This is a genomic window from Roseibium sp. SCP14 (assembly GCF_040329475.1).
Taxonomy (GTDB): domain Bacteria; phylum Pseudomonadota; class Alphaproteobacteria; order Rhizobiales; family Stappiaceae; genus Roseibium.
Map to the genome: position 1 here is coordinate 752,409 of NZ_JBDZYH010000003.1, position 15,024 is coordinate 767,432.

A 15,024-nucleotide genomic window follows, 5' to 3' on the forward strand; every position below is an offset into this window, starting at 1 on the left:
GGGCGTGCTCAGCCCCAATCACAAAATTTGAAAGCAGGCTTTAGCCCACGGATCCTTCCAGACTGATCGAGATCAACTTCTGAGCCTCGACGGCAAATTCCATCGGCAGTTGCTGAATCACGTCCTTGACGAAGCCGTTGACAATAAGGGCAACGGCTTCTTCTTCCGACAGACCGCGCTGCAGGCAGTAGAACATCTGGTCGTCCGAGATCTTCGAGGTGGTCGCCTCGTGCTCGAATTGCGCAGAAGCGTTCTTGCTCTCAATGTAAGGCACCGTATGGGCCCCACATTCCTGACCAATCAACAGCGAGTCACACTGGGTGAAGTTGCGCGCGTTTGAAGCCTTGCGGTGGGCGGAAATCAAACCACGATAAGTGTTTTCCGATTTGCCTGCCGATATGCCCTTGGAAATCACACGGCTGGATGTGTTCTTACCCAGGTGGATCATCTTGGTGCCGCTGTCGATCTGCTGATGACCGTTGGACACTGCAATCGAATAGAACTCGCCACGCGAATTCTCCCCGCGCAAGATGCAAGACGGATATTTCCAGGTGATCGCGGATCCCGTTTCAACCTGGGTCCAGGAAATCTTGGAATTTCTGCCCCGGCAGTCGCCACGCTTGGTGACGAAATTGTAGATTCCGCCCTTGCCGTCCTTGTCGCCCGGGAACCAATTCTGCACCGTGGAATACTTGATTTCAGCATCATCGAGCGCGACGAGCTCAACCACTGCAGCGTGCAGCTGGTTTTCATCGCGCTGAGGCGCCGTGCACCCTTCAAGATAGGACACATAGGAGCCTTTGTCGGCAATGATCAGAGTGCGTTCGAACTGCCCGGTGTTCTGCTCATTGATGCGGAAATACGTCGACAGCTCCATCGGGCAGCGTACGCCCTCGGGGATGTAGACAAAGGAGCCGTCGGAGAAGACCGCAGAGTTCAAAGTCGCGTAGAAGTTATCCGTTACCGGAACAACCGATCCCAGATACTTCTTTACCAGATCCGGGTATTCGCGCACTGCCTCGGAGATAGAACAGAAAATGACACCGGCCTTTTTCAGTTCGTCCTTGAAAGTAGTGACCACGGAAACGGAATCGAAAACCGCATCGACCGCGACCCGGTTCTTCGGCTCAACACCTGCAAGAATTTCCTGCTCAGCGAGCGGAATGCCGAGTTTTTCATAGGTCGCCAACAATTCGGGATCGACTTCATCCAGACTTTTCGGGCCTTCGACCGACTTGGGAGCCGCCCAATAGTAGAGGTCGTCAAAATCGATCTTCGGATATGAGACGCGCGCCCATGTGGGCTCTTCCATCTGCTTGAACCGGCGCAAGGCGTCCAGGCGCCATTCCGTCATCCATTCCGGTTCGTTCTTCTTGGCAGAAAGAAACCGCACGGTCTCCTCGGATAGGCCCTTGGCACCTTTCTCCGACTCGATATCCGTTACAAAGCCGTATTTATACTGGTCAACATCGATGGCTTTCACCTGATCGATGGTTTCCTGTACAGCTGGCATGTTTTGCCTCCATTCAGCGGACCCCGCGTCCGCTCCTTCTATTTCCGCAAGTGGATTTTCCAACCTGCTCATTCAATGGCGAGTTTTCGCCGAACCCTTACCTATGCAGCCTTGTGCCGTGCATCCGGATTGAGGCGATCAACGATCTGCGGCCAGATCTCCAAAAATCGGTCGATGTCCGACGCCGACGTATCCCACCCCATGCTGATCCGCAATGCACAACGTGCGAGCTCTTCATCAACATTCATTGCCGTCAACACGTGCGACACCGACACTTTGCCGGAGGAACAAGCCGAACCGGATGACACCGATACGCGTTCCAGGTCAAAAGCGATCAATGCCGTTTCAGCCGGAATTCCAGGGACAGCGAAACAGCTGGTATTTGCCAGTCGTTCCGCTGTTTCTCCAAAGATGACTGTCGAGGGGCAAACAGCACGCAGACCATCTTCCAGTTTGGCCTTCATATCTGCCAAATGGCTTGTGTCGGACGCTTCTTCAAGAGCAGCCTGTGCAGCAGTGCCGAACCCGCTGATCGCAGCGACGTTTTCCGTTCCTCCGCGATGCCAGTTTTCTTGTCCGCCGCCAATCATCAAGGGCGCTGGAACGCGCGCAGTACTTCTGGCGACAACAGCGCCAATTCCCTGGGGGCCACCGAACTTGTGGGCAGATAGGGTGATGACGTCTGCTTGCCAATCGTCCAGATCAATCTTCATTCTGCCTGCGGCCTGAACGGCATCCACATGGAAGAAATGGCCGTTTTCTTTGGCGACGGCGCCTATTTCCTTCAAAGGTTGAACCACGCCGGTCTCATTGTTGGCTGCCATGACGGAAACAAGACCCGGCTCCATTCCCCTGACGAGTTCATTCAACGTGTCCACCTGGACGATTCCGTCGCTGTTCACGGGAACAACAACCTGATCGGCAGCGGGAAAGCGGCCTCCGGTCACCACCGAGGGATGTTCAACTGCACTGCGATACAATTTGTCCAGGTAAACCGGTGCCCCCTGATCCCGCCATGCCGGCGTCAGAGCCGTCATGTTGGCCTCGGTGCCTCCGGAGACGAAGGTTACAGCGCGGCTTTTTGCGCCGCAAAGAAGTCCAACATTCTCCCTTGCGGCTTCCAAACGTCCCCTCGCCCTGCGGCCGTGAGAATGCACAGAAGAAGCATTTCCGGTGTCATTCAGAACTTCGATCATGGTCTCCCGGACACTGTCGCGCAAAGGAGCGCCAGCGTTGTGGTCAAGATAGATCGGAGCGAAACGACGCGGCATGACACCTCGAAACCTTAGATCGACATTGAGTTCAGGTCGAAAATTTGCTGAAATGCCAAACACATGTTCGAAAAACTTGAAATTTTCCGCTGTGATGACGATAACACCCCCAACCGGTCGAACCGAGTGTCGTCTGCCTTCGGGGGATGATGCGAACTTTCGAATAATTCTAAACAGGGTTCTAGAAACTTGGAGGCTAAGAGTCAAGTTTAGACTTACGGGAAACCACGTATCCTGAACCCGATTTCCCGCGCCCCACTTCCCGGCGCGACAAAATGACAAGGACATAGCGCTTCATGCCTGAGGTGATCTTTAACGGTCCCGCGGGCCGGCTTGAGGGCCGGTTCCACCCCGCAAAAAAACGCAACGCCCCCATCGCACTCGTATTGCATCTGCACCCGCAATTCGGCGGAACAATGAACAATCAGATTGTTTATCAGATGTACTACATGTTCGCGCGGCGCGGCTTTGCTGTGCTCCGGTTCAATTTCCGCGGTGTCGGGCGCTCACAAGGCACTTTCGATCATGGCCAGGGAGAGTTGTCCGATGCGGCGGCAGCGCTCGACTGGGTTCAGACGGTACATCCTGATGCAAGAGCCTGCTGGATTGCCGGCTTCTCTTTCGGCGCATGGATCGGGATGCAGCTGTTGATGCGCCGTCCTGAAGTTGAAGGCTTCATTTCCGTTGCCCCGCCGGCAAACCTGCACGATTTCTCATTCCTGGCACCTTGCCCTTCTTCAGGTCTGATCGTTCATGGCGACAACGACAAGGTCGTGCCGCAAAAAGACGTCCAGACGCTTGTCGACAAGCTGAAGACCCAAAAAGGCATTGTGATCGACCACGAGATCATTCCGGGTGCCAATCACTTCTTCGAGAACGATATGGATGATCTCCTGGGGCGTTGTGGAAATTATGTCGACGGTCGGCTCGGGCTAACGCCAGAGGATTACATCGACGTCGATTAACATCAGCGTTCAGGAAAACCCGCCAATTGGCGGGTTTTTCTTTGTTCTGCTTTTCGCCGATCTGATCCGCGCGGCTGAGCCACGCCAACTTACTTCCCCGTGAACTTCATACGAACCGGCCAATGGACAATCCAGAGATCCGCCCAGCCAGGCTCGAGGATTTTGATGAACTCCTGGAGCTTTACCACCATCTCAGCTCCGATGACCACGCTGCCGATCCAGAGCATCGGAAATGCACATTTGAGCGAATACTCGCGCATCCGGGGTTGACGATCCTGGTGGGCGTGCAGAATGGAAAACTCGTAGCAACTCTAACCCTGGTCGTGATTCCCAACCTGACCCGAGGCTGTGCGCCTTATTCACTGATCGAAAATGTCGTAACCCGAACGGAATTTCGGGGCCTGGGCATTGGAGCAAAACTGATTGAAGCTGCTCAAGAGCTCGCCTGGCAGGCAGGTTGTTACAAGATCATGTTGATGTCTGGTGCGCAAAATGCAAAAGCCCACGCGTTTTATGAGTGCGCAGGCTTTCAGAGAAGCAAGACCGGGTTTGAACTAAGACGATCCGAGTATCCGAGCCGCAAGCCAGAATGAGTTGCGTGGCCGCTATCCCTGGAATGGTTTCTTTCGAGGCACGCCCGGGCCACCGTTGACACCATCGTCCGGACCGGCAAGAGGATCTTCCCCTTCGGCGACAACACCCTGTATTGGCGGTCCGGCATAGTCTTCCGGCGGCGGTACAGTCGACGCCAGTTTGCAGTTGGTCAGCCAGATGTCATAAACCGCATGCTCAACGGCATGAAGGCCGGGACTAGCCGCATACATCCAGCCTGAGAAAATCCTGCGGACTTCATTATTTAGCGTAATTTCGTCGACTTGGACGAACCCTGTCGTCAGCGGTGATTCTGTTTGCGGGCGTGTGTGGCAGACCCTCGGCGTAACCTGCAGCGCTCCGAATTGAACCGTTTCTCCAATGTAGACATCGAAAGAAATGATACGGCCGGTAATCTTGTCGAGACCGGAGAAGACAGCGACCGGATTCTCGATCTTTTCAGCCGAAGCAGGACCTGTAAGTCCGAGAGCCATGGAGACAGCAATCGCTGTTCCTGCCCAAATTCGTTTCGCTGTTTTCATAGTGTCAGACAAATCAGCCATGAATTCTCGAAAGATTCTCTGGTACCAAGCATACTTAAGTTCTTTGCCGACGCGCTAGCACCTAATTGCGGCCCGGAAAAGACAATCACCATTTCCGGGCCTGCACGGACAGTTAGCCGATCTCAGCCAGACGGTTGAGCGCGACCTGAACCTTTTCGAGTTTCTCTTTCGATTCGGCGACTTTCTCACGTTCGCCTTGAACCACCTCGTCCGGTGCCTTCTCGACGAATTTCGGATTTGCGAGTTTTTTCTCGACCTTGGAGATCTCTCCCTCGAGCTTGCCAACCTCTTTCGCAAGCCGGGCCTTTTCAGCGTTCAGATCGATGACACCGGCCAGAGGCAAGCAAATGGTGGCTTCGCCGACGATTATCTGCGCGGAACCTGACGGTGCGGTGTCTGCAAGACTTACTGTTTCTGCACGTGCCAGACGCAAGATCGCGGATTCATGAGTCTTCAGGCGCGCTTTTGTCTCGTCGTTGGCTCCGGTGATGACAACCGCGACCTTCGCCCCGGCCGGAACATTCATTTCTGCGCGAACCGAGCGAATTTCGGATATCAGCGAAACCAGCCAGTTGATCTCAGCAGCTGCTGCCTCATCGGATACACGAGCTTCCGGCCAGGCGGTCAGCATCAGCAGATCTTCTGCCTTCACGCCTTCGTCGCCAAGACGTTCCCAAAGCTCTTCTGTGAGGAACGGCATGAACGGATGCAGAACCTTCAGAATCTCGTCGATTGCCCACGCCGTTGTTGCTCGGGTTTCGGCCTTGGCCGCTTCATCATCTCCGTTGAAGATCGGCTTTGCCAGTTCCAGGTACCAATCACAGAATGTGTTCCAGGTGAAGCGGTAGACTGCACCCGCAGCGTCATTGAACCGGTAATCTTCAAGCGCGGCGGTAACTTCGGTGATGCAGCGCCCCATCTCTGTTGCAATCCAGCGGTTCAGCGTGTGCCGCGTTGCTGCTGGGTCAAACCCGACAACACGTGCGCAACCGTTCATCTCCGCAAATCGCGACGCATTCCAAAGCTTGGTTGCAAACCGCTGACCGCCTTCGGCCGCCTGGTCGGACATGCGCAGCATTCTACGTGCTTGCACCTCCTGGCTTGCAAGGGCAAAGCGGGTCGCATCCGCGCCGAAGCGGTCGATCAGGTCGAGTGGGTCGATGACATTACCGGTCGACTTGGACATCTTCTTGCCCTTGCCATCGACAACGATCGAATTGAAATAGACCGTGTGGAACGGAACTTCACCCATGAAATGGATGCCTTGCATCATCATCCTGGCAACCCAGAAGAAAATGATATCGAGGCCCGTAATCAAGACATCGGTTTTGTAGTAGCGTTCGAGTTCGGGTGTTTCATTCGGCCAGCCCAAAGTCGAAAACGGCCAAAGGGCTGAAGAGAACCACGTATCAAGGACATCTTCGTCCCTTGTCAGAGCTTTGCCGCCTGACATTTCAACGGCCTGTTCTTCTGTCTCGGCGCAGTATTCGTTGCCTTCTTCGTCGTACCAGACCGGGATCTGATGTCCCCACCACAGCTGGCGCGAGATACACCAGGGTTGAATGTCATCGAGCCAGTTGAAATAGATCTTGTCGGCGTTTCCAGGGATCAGTTTTGTCGAGCCGTCCTTGACCGCCTGCAAGGCAGGTTCGGTCAGTTTCTTGGCGTCAACGAACCACTGGTCGGTCAGCATAGGTTCAATGACAACTTTCGACCGGTCGCCATACGGCTGCATAATCTTCTTTGCCTCGACCAGCGGAAGTTCGGCTGGAGCATCGGCATCTTCTTCAAGCGGGCGGATGATTGCACGTCCAAGTGGGTGCCACTCAGGCGCCTGCCCCTTCATCCAGGCAACCTCGGGATGGTCGGCAGGGACCGTGACTGCAAGGCCTTCCGCTGTTATCTGATCGATGACGCGCTTACGCGCTTCGAAGCGATCGAGACCGCGCAGGTCATCAGGAACGATGTTGATGAGATCGATCTCGTTGATCGTCATCTCGGCGCCGTCAATGATAGCCTGTGCCTTTGCCGCCTCTTCCGCATATGGGGCACCATCGGAACGCATGGCTCCCTTGGTATCCATCAGACGATACATCGGGATCTTGTTTCGTTGCGCGACGCCATAGTCGTTGAAGTCATGCGCACCGGTAATTTTGACCGCTCCGGAACCGAAATCCGGGTCGGGATACTCGTCGGTGATGATCGGAATCAGGCGACGACGTTCCTTCGGGCCAACGGGAATTTCGCAAAGCTTGCCGACAATAGGCTTGTAGCGCTCGTCATCGGGATGAACGGCAACCGCGCCGTCGCCGAGCATCGTTTCCGGACGCGTGGTGGCGATGGAGATATAGTCGCGGGTCTCACGGAGGGTGATGTTCCCCTCTTCGTCCTTCTCGACATACTCATATGTTTCGCCGCCGGCCAATGGGTACTTGAAGTGCCACATGTGGCCGTCAGATTCGATGTTCTCAACTTCAAGATCCGAAATTGCGGTTTCGAATTTCGGGTCCCAGTTCACAAGGCGCTTGGACTTGTAGATCAGCCCCTCGTTGTAAAGATCGACAAAGACCTTCAGAACGGCCGCAGAGAGATTGGGCGACATGGTGAACTCGGTCCGGCTCCAGTCACACGATGCGCCAAGCCTTTTCAGCTGACCGAGAATAGTGCCTTCGGATTTGCGCTTTTGCTCCCAGACGCGCTCGACAAAAGCTTCGCGCCCCATTTCGCGGCGTCCCGGTTGCTGAGATTCCATCAGCTCGCGCTCGACGACCATTTGGGTGGCAATACCAGCGTGATCGGTCCCAGGTTGCCAGAGAACGTCAAAACCCTGCATGCGCTTCCAGCGGATCAAAACGTCCTGCAGCGTGTTGTTCAACGCATGGCCCATATGCAGTGAGCCTGTCACGTTCGGAGGCGGAATTACGATGGAAAAGGAAGGCGCGCCATCCTTGGCGCCGGCACCGGCCTTGAAGGCCTCCGCTTTTTCCCAGGTTTCGTAAATCCGCGGCTCAACGCTGGCCGCATCGTAGGTCTTATCCAGCATTTGGGTCACTCAAAGGGGAAAGTTTCCAGAAAATCGTGAGTTCCCGTGTAAATCGGAAGCGTCCGCTCAAGTCAACAGCCTAAGGCACCCAAATTCATGCTTTTGATTTGAGAATACCCTAGCGGTCAGCGAGTGGACTTGGGTTGCCCGCCGATTCCTGCCATAAACGCGGCATGACCGTTTCAATCCGCGCTCATCATCTGCTTTGTATGCTGACCTATCTCGGCAAGGGATACACGCCTGCCTTCGTCGACAACTACAATCGCGTTGTCAATCGTCTGAACGCTGGTGAAAATATTGCACTGGTCAACGGCCCGGACGAAATCTGCAAGCCAATGCTCGAGGAACCGGAATGCCATTGTTTCAACCAAAGCATTCGAGATCGGGACGATCAAGCATTGGCAGATATCGGGCAAAATCTGGGCAGGTGTTTAAAACCCGGAGAGGTTTTTCTTCTCACACCAAAAGAACTGGAACAGCTCAGGAATAAATTTTCCCGCGGTTCGTTGCGAGGCGCTTGCAATGGCTGTGAGTGGTACGAGCTGTGCAGCGAGATTGCCCAAAATGACTTCAAGGGCTGTCGTCTCCGACTGCCCCTGCAATAATTCCACGTTCGGCTTACTTACCGGCGCCGCGTAACTCGCTGAATTTCCTTTTGAACCATTTGCTCCACCATTCCGGGCAGGTTCTGATCCAACCAGGCTTTCAGCATCGGGCGCAGCATTTCCTTGACCAACTCCTCCACGGTCTGTGCCTGGGAGCCGACAAACATGTTTGCAAGATTGTCAAATGCCGCATGCACAGCTTCACCGGTGTTGTTGGAGGTGAGCGGTGCATCGTCAGCTACGTTCGGCAATTCTTCAGGAACCGGCATGGTCGCCATTGTCGACACAGGCTCGGGCGCTGGATCAAATTCCGGCTCGGCTTCAAATGCCGGCTCTGTTTCAGGTTCCGGCGCAGGAGGCTCTGCAAAGGACAGGTCTCCTTCCGGACTGTCAAAGTCCTCTGCCAGACCCTCGACCATTTCCATGGTGTCGTCTTCTGATACAGCCAGTTCTTCGGTCAGTTCGAGAACGTCGTCTTCTGCTTCATCTTCAGCGGCATCCGCTTCCATGGCCGCAGCCATATCGTCCGCGTCGTCAGAATCGTCCTCAACAGGATCGTCACCGGAATCAGTGTCCATATCGAACAGCTTGTCCAGATCGTCCTGAGACATTTCGGAGGCACCGTCCATATCGTCTGCCGCCTCTTCTGCTGGAGTTTCGGTTTCTTCGCTTGCTTTGGCCTCTTCAGTCTCCGCTCCCTGGGCGTCCTCATCGGAGATGATCCGGCGTATCGATGCGAGGATTTCCTCCATCGACGGCTCTTCAGCCTTCTTCGCCTCTGCCATGACTTCCCCCGTACTTCGCGGCCACTCTACGCAACACCCTGTCGCACCTGAATGATTCGTTAACCGAAATTATGCGGTTCAATGCCAAGCCCGCAAAGCGAGCACATTCGTTAACAATGCCTTTTCCCCTTTTAAGTCTTCAATTGCTACGACCTGCAACAGGAACCGACTACGCAAGGCTGCAAACCGCAAACTCGCACAACACACGTTGCATCAAACAAAAAAGCGGCTGAAACGCATCTCGTTTCAGCCGCTTTTTGTAAATTTCTGAAATTTGCCGAGTTACCGGCCGTCAGGTGTCCGCAGACCGAACCACTGATCGCGAACAGCCTGGTAATGCTGTTTCGGCTCATATCGTGCCACGTTCAGGCCGAGTGATCCTGCATCGAGCTGTCCAACAGAAGCAACCAGCTGATAGCCACCAACGATACGATTACGCTGCGCGGTTACCAAATTGGATTGCTGCGTGACCAGCTCCCGTTGTGCATCGAGAACATCCAACGTCGTCCTTTGTCCGACACGCTGCTCCTCGATAACACCTTCCAGTGCCAGTTTCTGCGCTTCCACGGCAGCCTGTGCAGCGATGATCGATGCTTCAGCAGCCTGATAATTCCCCCAGGCGGAGATAACGTTTGCCCGGACCTGATCCCGTGCCACATCGAGCTGCAAGCGCGTTTGACCCAGAGACTCCTTCGCCTGCCGGACGCGCGATGAAACGCCACCACCCTGATAAAGGGGGATGCTGACATTACCGAATATCTGGGCATTGTCCGTGATATCGACGCTGGCAGAAGACCCCCAACTGCGGGAGATGCTGCCATCCAAGGTTACGGTCGGCAGAAGCTCACCTTCGATAGCCTTGATATTGAAGATGGCTGCATCCACCTGATGCTCTGCCTGGCGTATCAGAGGTTGATTGGTCTCGCTGAGCTGAAGAGCTTCGTTGACCGACTTTGGAACGTAACGGCTGATTCTCGTATCCGCCGAAAGATTTTTCGCTTCAACGCCAACGACCTGCCGGTAAATGGCTCGGCTCGTATTCAAGTTGGCGAGAGCTGTGTTCAGGCTCGCCCTTGCTTCAGCTGCACGGGCCTCTGCCTGACTGACATCAGTCCGCGTACCTTCACCGACGTCAAACCGGTCACGCGCTGCCCTCACCTGCTCCTGAAGGAAGGCAAGGTCACTGCGCTGCAGGGAAACAAGCGCCGTATCCCGAATCACGTCCACATAGGACGTGGCTGCGTCCAGAAGAGTGTCCTGCTCGGTCGAGTTCAGGCTTTCGCGCTGAGCCCGAACAACTGCCTCTGCCTGACGTGTGGAGTTGATCGTACGGAAACCGCGGAAAATGGTTTGGCTGATCGTCATCGAGATCGACGCATTGTTGCGATAGTCAACAAAGTCATCGATTCCCTGACGGATTCGACCGGCAGACGCGCCTGCCGTTACCGTCGGCCGCCATCCGGCGAGAGCCTGCGGAACATTTTCATCGACGCCGCGCAATTGTGCACGCGCCGCATTCAAAGTGGGATTATTGGCATACGCAAGCGCCAGAGATTCCCAGATCGTTTCCGCTTTGGCAGCGGAAAAGGATGCACCTGTCAAAACGCTGGCGGCTACCCCACCCATGAGCCCCAACGTTACAACCAATGCTTTTGGTGTTGAACGGCCAGACACCCCACACTCCTTCCGGGTCAACGTCAACCTACTTGAACATGTTGAGTAAACTGACAGCTCTCATTGTTCAACCGTTTGCGAGCTCGTTGATCACAAGATTGTCGGATTTTCAGAAAGTGCGGCCAAATGGCAACAAATCCGTTAACCAATTCGCTGATTTCCTGCCAATTTTAACAAGAAACGCCCACCGGGACCGGCGGGCGTTCACCAACTCAACAAAGCGCTTCAGGCTTAGAACTCGAACTCGGCTTCCTTCGCAAATCCGGGAAGAATTGCCACAGAGGCGTTAAATCCGAATCGACTGCTCGCAACGTCACCGGACTTTTGGTAGAGCCGCGCTGCACCTGCGCCTCCACGTCCCTCAATGACAGCAAGCCGACCGTCATCTTTCAATTGCTCGGTAAAGGTATCGGGAAGGACTTCGACCGCACCATCGACAAGGATTACATCGTATGGCCCCTCAGCGGCGTACCCCTTCAGAAGCGGACCTTCGACGACAACTGCATTTTCAATACCCAGATCAACAAGGACTTCGGTGGCGGCTTTTGCGAGATCCTCGTTTTCCTCCAATGCAACGACGGAGGCCGCCAGTTTTGAAACGACTGCAGAGCTGTAACCGGTACCGGCGCCGACGATCAGAACCACGTCGTCTTCTTTAATTTCAGCAAGCTGGACAAGCTTGCCGAAAATATGGGGCTTCATCAGCACCCGTCCGGATTCAGCCGGACCAATCGGAAGATCTTCGTCGATGTAAGCAATAGCCTTTTTTGAAGCAGGCACGAAACGCTCCCGCGGCACCAGTTCCATCGCGTCGAGAATCCGGTGGTCGGTCACATCGTTGGTTCGCAACTGGTTATCCACCATCTTGCGGCGGGACTGGCTAAAGTCCGTCATATCGGCCCTCACTTTGACATGCCGGTTACCCGGCGCCTCTTGAGACCGTTCATTAACGAGGCAAAGTCGGCCTGACAAGCTGTCGGCACAACAGTTTCTCGCAAAACCGATGGCAATTGGGGGAAACTGGCCGCGTTGTATTGATGCAGGCAAAACAATTCAAGGCCTGCTTTCGCAGCGAAGAAATAGCTGTAACTGAATGTCTGGAAAGTGGAGGCCCCGACCGGAATCGAACCGGTGTACACGGATTTGCAATCCGCTGCGTCACCACTCCGCCACAGGGCCCCTCGATGGTGTGCCGCGCCTTATCAATCAGTTATGAGGGAAGGTCAAGAGCCGATTTCATTTGAAAGCTGATTTTCCAAAGACAGTCCGGAACTCACGGGTTTCTACCTGTGGAATTTTTGACCGGACAATCGCTAATGACTTCACCACATTTGCAGATCTCAACCGAAGTGAAACATCACCTTTTTCTTGACCTCGGGTAAAAAAATTGCCGATGCTGTTGCGATGAAAGAGCCCAGTTTCAGTATCGGCGTTGAAGAAGAGTATCTTCTTGTCGACAAGACAACCAGGAAATTGGCGAGCTCCCCGCCTCAGGAGCTGTTCTCAACTTGCGAAAGCGCACTGGAAGGAAGGGTCAGTCCCGAGTTTCTTCGTTGCCAGATTGAGGTTGGCACACCTGTATGCATGACGCTGTCGGAAGTCCGCGCGGAACTCGGCTACTTCAGAAAGACCATCGCCCGGGAAGCTGCAGCCTACAATCTTGCGCCGATCGCGTCTTCAACGCACCCGTTTGCGGAATGGACGGACCAGCCGCATACCGACAAGCAGCGCTACAATGAAATCGCCCGCAGCATGCAGGTGGTGGTCAAGCGCATGGTCATCTGCGGCATGCATGTTCACGTTGGTATTGAAGATGAAGAATTGCGGATCGAGCTCTTCAATCAGATGGCTTATTTTCTCCCGCATTTGCTTGCGCTGAGCACCTCGTCCCCATTCTGGCGAGGTCGGCGAACCGGGCTGAAATCCTATCGCCTGTCGGTTTTTAACGAATTGCCGCGGACAGGACTGCCTCCAAGGTTCGAGAGTCATTATGAATATCAGAACACTGTCGACATACTGACACGAGCGGGAGTGATCGAGGATGCCACCAAGATCTGGTGGGATCTGCGCCCCTCGGACCGCTTTCCCACATTGGAGATGCGAGTTACTGACGTCTGCACCCGGCTTGATGACGCAATAGCCATCGCCGCCCTTTACCGGTGCCTTTGCCGCATGCTCTTCCGGCTGCGCTGCGCAAATCAAAGCTGGCGCCGGTATTCACGCTTCCTGCTGGCGGAAAACAGATGGCAGGCACAAAGGCACGGAACGGAAGCCAAACTGATAGATTTCGGCCGCAACGAACCCGTAGCGTTTATGGATCTGGTCGAGGAGATGATTGAACTGGTCAGACCCGACGCTAGCTTCTTTGGCTGCGAGGCTGATCTTGAACATGTCCGTGTCATTGCGCAGCGCGGGACTTCTGCGGAGCAGCAGCTGACAATCGCAAAAACAGCTGCTCCAGAAGGTTTGTTACCTCAAGACACACTCAACGAAATCGTCGACCACCTGATTGGCGAGACCCAAGCCGGTCTCTGACAAATGGTGTCAGTCCGACTTCCGGCCGATTCTGGCCGGTGTTCCGTGGGCCTTCAGGTGAAAGTGATCCGTGGTCCCGGTCAGAACATAGACAAAATCGTCAATCTCCGAAATTACGGCTTCCGCCGAGCGGGAGAGCCCTGATCTGGGTCTCATGTTTCGCCTGGCTTCGATCAGTGCCGCCCGAGCTACAGACAATGCGAGCAAGACCTCCTGCCGTTCGATATCCTTCAATTCCCGGCTACGTCGGCTGGCTCCCATTTCTTGATCCCTCTTCAATCGCAAACTTGAATGTTCTTATTTTGTTCCGTTATCTGATTGAAAGATTCTCTGTCAATTTGCGTTTCTGACAATGAGGTGTCGCTTCCGGCAATGATCTCTTCGGCCAAATGAGATAGTTCTGGCTAAAATCCGTAACCTGCCATTGAATTGAATGGCATATTTCAGCTTGTCCAACTGCGAAAAGGAGCATTTCGTGGAACACGGTGGAGACCTCACACTTGCGATCGAGCGCTTCGGTGGCATGCAGGACAGCTGGCTGGACCTCTCAACCGGGATCAACCCGCACAGTTATCCGATCCCACAGGACATCTCCCTGAAGTCCTGGACAGCACTCCCCACGAAGGGAGCGGAGGAAAGACTTATCTCTGCAGCGCGCCACGTCTACCGCGTCCCGGACAATCTGGGTCTCGTGGCTGCGCCCGGCACCCAACTTCTCCTGTCACTTCTGCCGCTGATACTGCCTGAAGGGCCCGTCGCCCTCACCTCACCAACCTACAGCAGCCATAAGGCTGCCTGGACACGCGAAGGCCGTGCGCCAGTGGAGCTTTCAAGCATCTATGCGCTTCCCGCCGATGCCAAGGTGGTTTTGCTCGTCAATCCGAACAATCCGGACGGTCAGCTCATTGATGTCAAAAGTCTTCTGGAAATTGCACGGACACTGACCGAGCGCGGAGGGTATCTGGTCGTCGACGAAGCCTTCGCAGACGTCATTCCCGGCGCAAGCTTGTTGTCGCATATCAGCAACGAAAACGTCCTGGTGCTCAGATCATTCGGCAAGTATTTCGGCCTTGCCGGTCTTCGCCTCGGGTTCCTTGCAGGTCCCCACGCCATTACCAGGCGTGTTTCCGATCTGTTGGAATGCTGGTGTCTAAGCGGCCTGGCACTGGAAATCGGCACCAGGGCTCTGCGTGACAAAAACTGGCAGGACCAGATGACCCGTCAACTGATCGAGGAAATGGCAGATCTCACGGTTCTTTTGTCTCAACGTGAGTTGAGCGTTTTCGGCGGCACTCCCCTTTACGCGCTGGCAGGGTTGCGCAACGCCAAGGGCCTGCACGAAGCTCTTGCCCGTCGACACATCTGGACGCGCATCTTCGATTATGCTCCCACATGGATACGTTTCGGACTTCCCGGAAGCCCGGAAAACCTAGAACGCCTTTCTGATGCACTTGCGGATGCAAAGAAAGAGCTCTAACG

13 protein-coding genes and 1 tRNA gene are annotated in these 15,024 nt (G+C 54.8%); 5 read left to right on the top strand and 9 right to left on the bottom strand.

The window, feature by feature from the left end; translation table 11 throughout:
* Positions 1-40: 40 nt before the first annotated feature.
* Complete coding sequence (gene sufB, locus ABLQ08_RS16035) at positions 41-1,513, bottom strand: Fe-S cluster assembly protein SufB (RefSeq protein ID WP_352944043.1); 1,473 nt, start codon at positions 1,511-1,513, stop codon at positions 41-43.
* A gap of 101 nt (positions 1,514-1,614) precedes the next feature.
* Positions 1,615-2,784, bottom strand: coding sequence for a cysteine desulfurase family protein (locus tag ABLQ08_RS16040; RefSeq protein ID WP_352944045.1), 1,170 nt, complete (start codon positions 2,782-2,784; stop codon positions 1,615-1,617).
* 296 nt (positions 2,785-3,080) lie between these two features.
* Here ABLQ08_RS16040 and ABLQ08_RS16045 point away from each other — a divergent pair, with 296 nt between their 5' ends.
* Positions 3,081-3,749 carry an alpha/beta hydrolase gene (locus ABLQ08_RS16045; RefSeq protein WP_352944047.1) on the top strand — a complete coding sequence of 223 codons (669 nt, stop codon included), beginning with the start codon at positions 3,081-3,083 and terminating at the stop codon, positions 3,747-3,749.
* Positions 3,750-3,871: 122 nt separating this feature from the next.
* Positions 3,872-4,342 carry a GNAT family N-acetyltransferase gene (locus ABLQ08_RS16050; protein ID WP_352944048.1) on the top strand — a complete coding sequence of 157 codons (471 nt, stop codon included), beginning with the start codon at positions 3,872-3,874 and terminating at the stop codon, positions 4,340-4,342.
* A 12-nt stretch (positions 4,343-4,354) separates the two neighbouring features.
* Here the strand turns inward: ABLQ08_RS16050 and ABLQ08_RS16055 are convergent, their stop codons facing one another.
* Together ABLQ08_RS16055 and ABLQ08_RS16060 are read right to left on the bottom strand one after the other, a co-directional pair.
* Positions 4,355-4,903, bottom strand: coding sequence for a DUF2155 domain-containing protein (locus ABLQ08_RS16055; RefSeq protein ID WP_417714920.1), 549 nt, complete (start codon positions 4,901-4,903; stop codon positions 4,355-4,357).
* Between the two features lie 112 nt (positions 4,904-5,015).
* Positions 5,016-7,946 carry a valine--tRNA ligase gene (locus ABLQ08_RS16060; protein ID WP_352944049.1) on the bottom strand — a complete coding sequence of 977 codons (2,931 nt, stop codon included), beginning with the start codon at positions 7,944-7,946 and terminating at the stop codon, positions 5,016-5,018.
* Positions 7,947-8,119: 173 nt separating this feature from the next.
* Between ABLQ08_RS16060 and ABLQ08_RS16065 the strand changes: the two genes are divergently transcribed.
* Positions 8,120-8,551 carry a DUF1284 domain-containing protein gene (locus tag ABLQ08_RS16065; RefSeq protein WP_352944051.1) on the top strand — a complete coding sequence of 144 codons (432 nt, stop codon included), beginning with the start codon at positions 8,120-8,122 and terminating at the stop codon, positions 8,549-8,551.
* Positions 8,552-8,568: 17 nt separating this feature from the next.
* Here the strand turns inward: ABLQ08_RS16065 and ABLQ08_RS16070 are convergent, their stop codons facing one another.
* The 4 genes from ABLQ08_RS16070 to ABLQ08_RS16085 form a co-directional block, all read right to left on the bottom strand.
* Positions 8,569-9,336 (bottom strand): PopZ family protein, encoded by a 768-nt coding sequence (locus tag ABLQ08_RS16070; protein WP_352944053.1) that lies wholly within the window; start codon positions 9,334-9,336, stop codon positions 8,569-8,571.
* Between the two features lie 282 nt (positions 9,337-9,618).
* Positions 9,619-11,010: a TolC family outer membrane protein gene (locus ABLQ08_RS16075; RefSeq protein WP_352944055.1), complete on the bottom strand. Its 1,392-nt coding sequence runs from the start codon at positions 11,008-11,010 to the stop codon at positions 9,619-9,621.
* 231 nt (positions 11,011-11,241) lie between these two features.
* Complete coding sequence (locus ABLQ08_RS16080) at positions 11,242-11,904, bottom strand: protein-L-isoaspartate O-methyltransferase family protein (protein WP_352944057.1); 663 nt, start codon at positions 11,902-11,904, stop codon at positions 11,242-11,244.
* Positions 11,905-12,115: 211 nt separating this feature from the next.
* Positions 12,116-12,189: transfer RNA gene (locus ABLQ08_RS16085), tRNA-Cys, on the bottom strand.
* Positions 12,190-12,414: 225 nt separating this feature from the next.
* Here ABLQ08_RS16085 and ABLQ08_RS16090 point away from each other — a divergent pair.
* Positions 12,415-13,545, top strand: a complete 1,131-nt coding sequence (locus ABLQ08_RS16090; protein ID WP_352944059.1) for a carboxylate-amine ligase — start codon at positions 12,415-12,417, stop codon at positions 13,543-13,545.
* Between the two features lie 9 nt (positions 13,546-13,554).
* Here the strand turns inward: ABLQ08_RS16090 and ABLQ08_RS16095 are convergent, their stop codons facing one another.
* Positions 13,555-13,806, bottom strand: coding sequence for a hypothetical protein (locus tag ABLQ08_RS16095; RefSeq protein ID WP_352944061.1), 252 nt, complete (start codon positions 13,804-13,806; stop codon positions 13,555-13,557).
* Positions 13,807-14,020: 214 nt separating this feature from the next.
* Between ABLQ08_RS16095 and cobD the strand changes: the two genes are divergently transcribed.
* A complete protein-coding gene (cobD, locus tag ABLQ08_RS16100) occupies positions 14,021-15,022 on the top strand; it encodes a threonine-phosphate decarboxylase CobD (protein WP_352944063.1) in 1,002 nt (333 codons plus the stop codon).
* Positions 15,023-15,024: the final 2 nt, after the last annotated feature.

Coding starts and splice junctions, on each gene's coding strand:
- ABLQ08_RS16080 (WP_352944057.1), bottom strand. CDS start 11,904: ATGACGGACTTTAGCCAGTCCCGCCGCAAGATGGTGGATAACCAGTTG.
- ABLQ08_RS16090 (WP_352944059.1), top strand. CDS start 12,415: ATGAAAGAGCCCAGTTTCAGTATCGGCGTTGAAGAAGAGTATCTTCTT.
- ABLQ08_RS16065 (WP_352944051.1), top strand. CDS start 8,120: ATGACCGTTTCAATCCGCGCTCATCATCTGCTTTGTATGCTGACCTAT.
- ABLQ08_RS16060 (WP_352944049.1), bottom strand. CDS start 7,946: ATGCTGGATAAGACCTACGATGCGGCCAGCGTTGAGCCGCGGATTTAC.
- ABLQ08_RS16050 (WP_352944048.1), top strand. CDS start 3,872: ATGGACAATCCAGAGATCCGCCCAGCCAGGCTCGAGGATTTTGATGAA.
- ABLQ08_RS16070 (WP_352944053.1), bottom strand. CDS start 9,336: ATGGCAGAGGCGAAGAAGGCTGAAGAGCCGTCGATGGAGGAAATCCTC.
- ABLQ08_RS16040 (WP_352944045.1), bottom strand. CDS start 2,784: ATGCCGCGTCGTTTCGCTCCGATCTATCTTGACCACAACGCTGGCGCT.
- ABLQ08_RS16045 (WP_352944047.1), top strand. CDS start 3,081: ATGCCTGAGGTGATCTTTAACGGTCCCGCGGGCCGGCTTGAGGGCCGG.
- sufB (WP_352944043.1), bottom strand. CDS start 1,513: ATGCCAGCTGTACAGGAAACCATCGATCAGGTGAAAGCCATCGATGTT.
- ABLQ08_RS16055 (WP_417714920.1), bottom strand. CDS start 4,903: ATGGCTGATTTGTCTGACACTATGAAAACAGCGAAACGAATTTGGGCA.
- ABLQ08_RS16095 (WP_352944061.1), bottom strand. CDS start 13,806: ATGGGAGCCAGCCGACGTAGCCGGGAATTGAAGGATATCGAACGGCAG.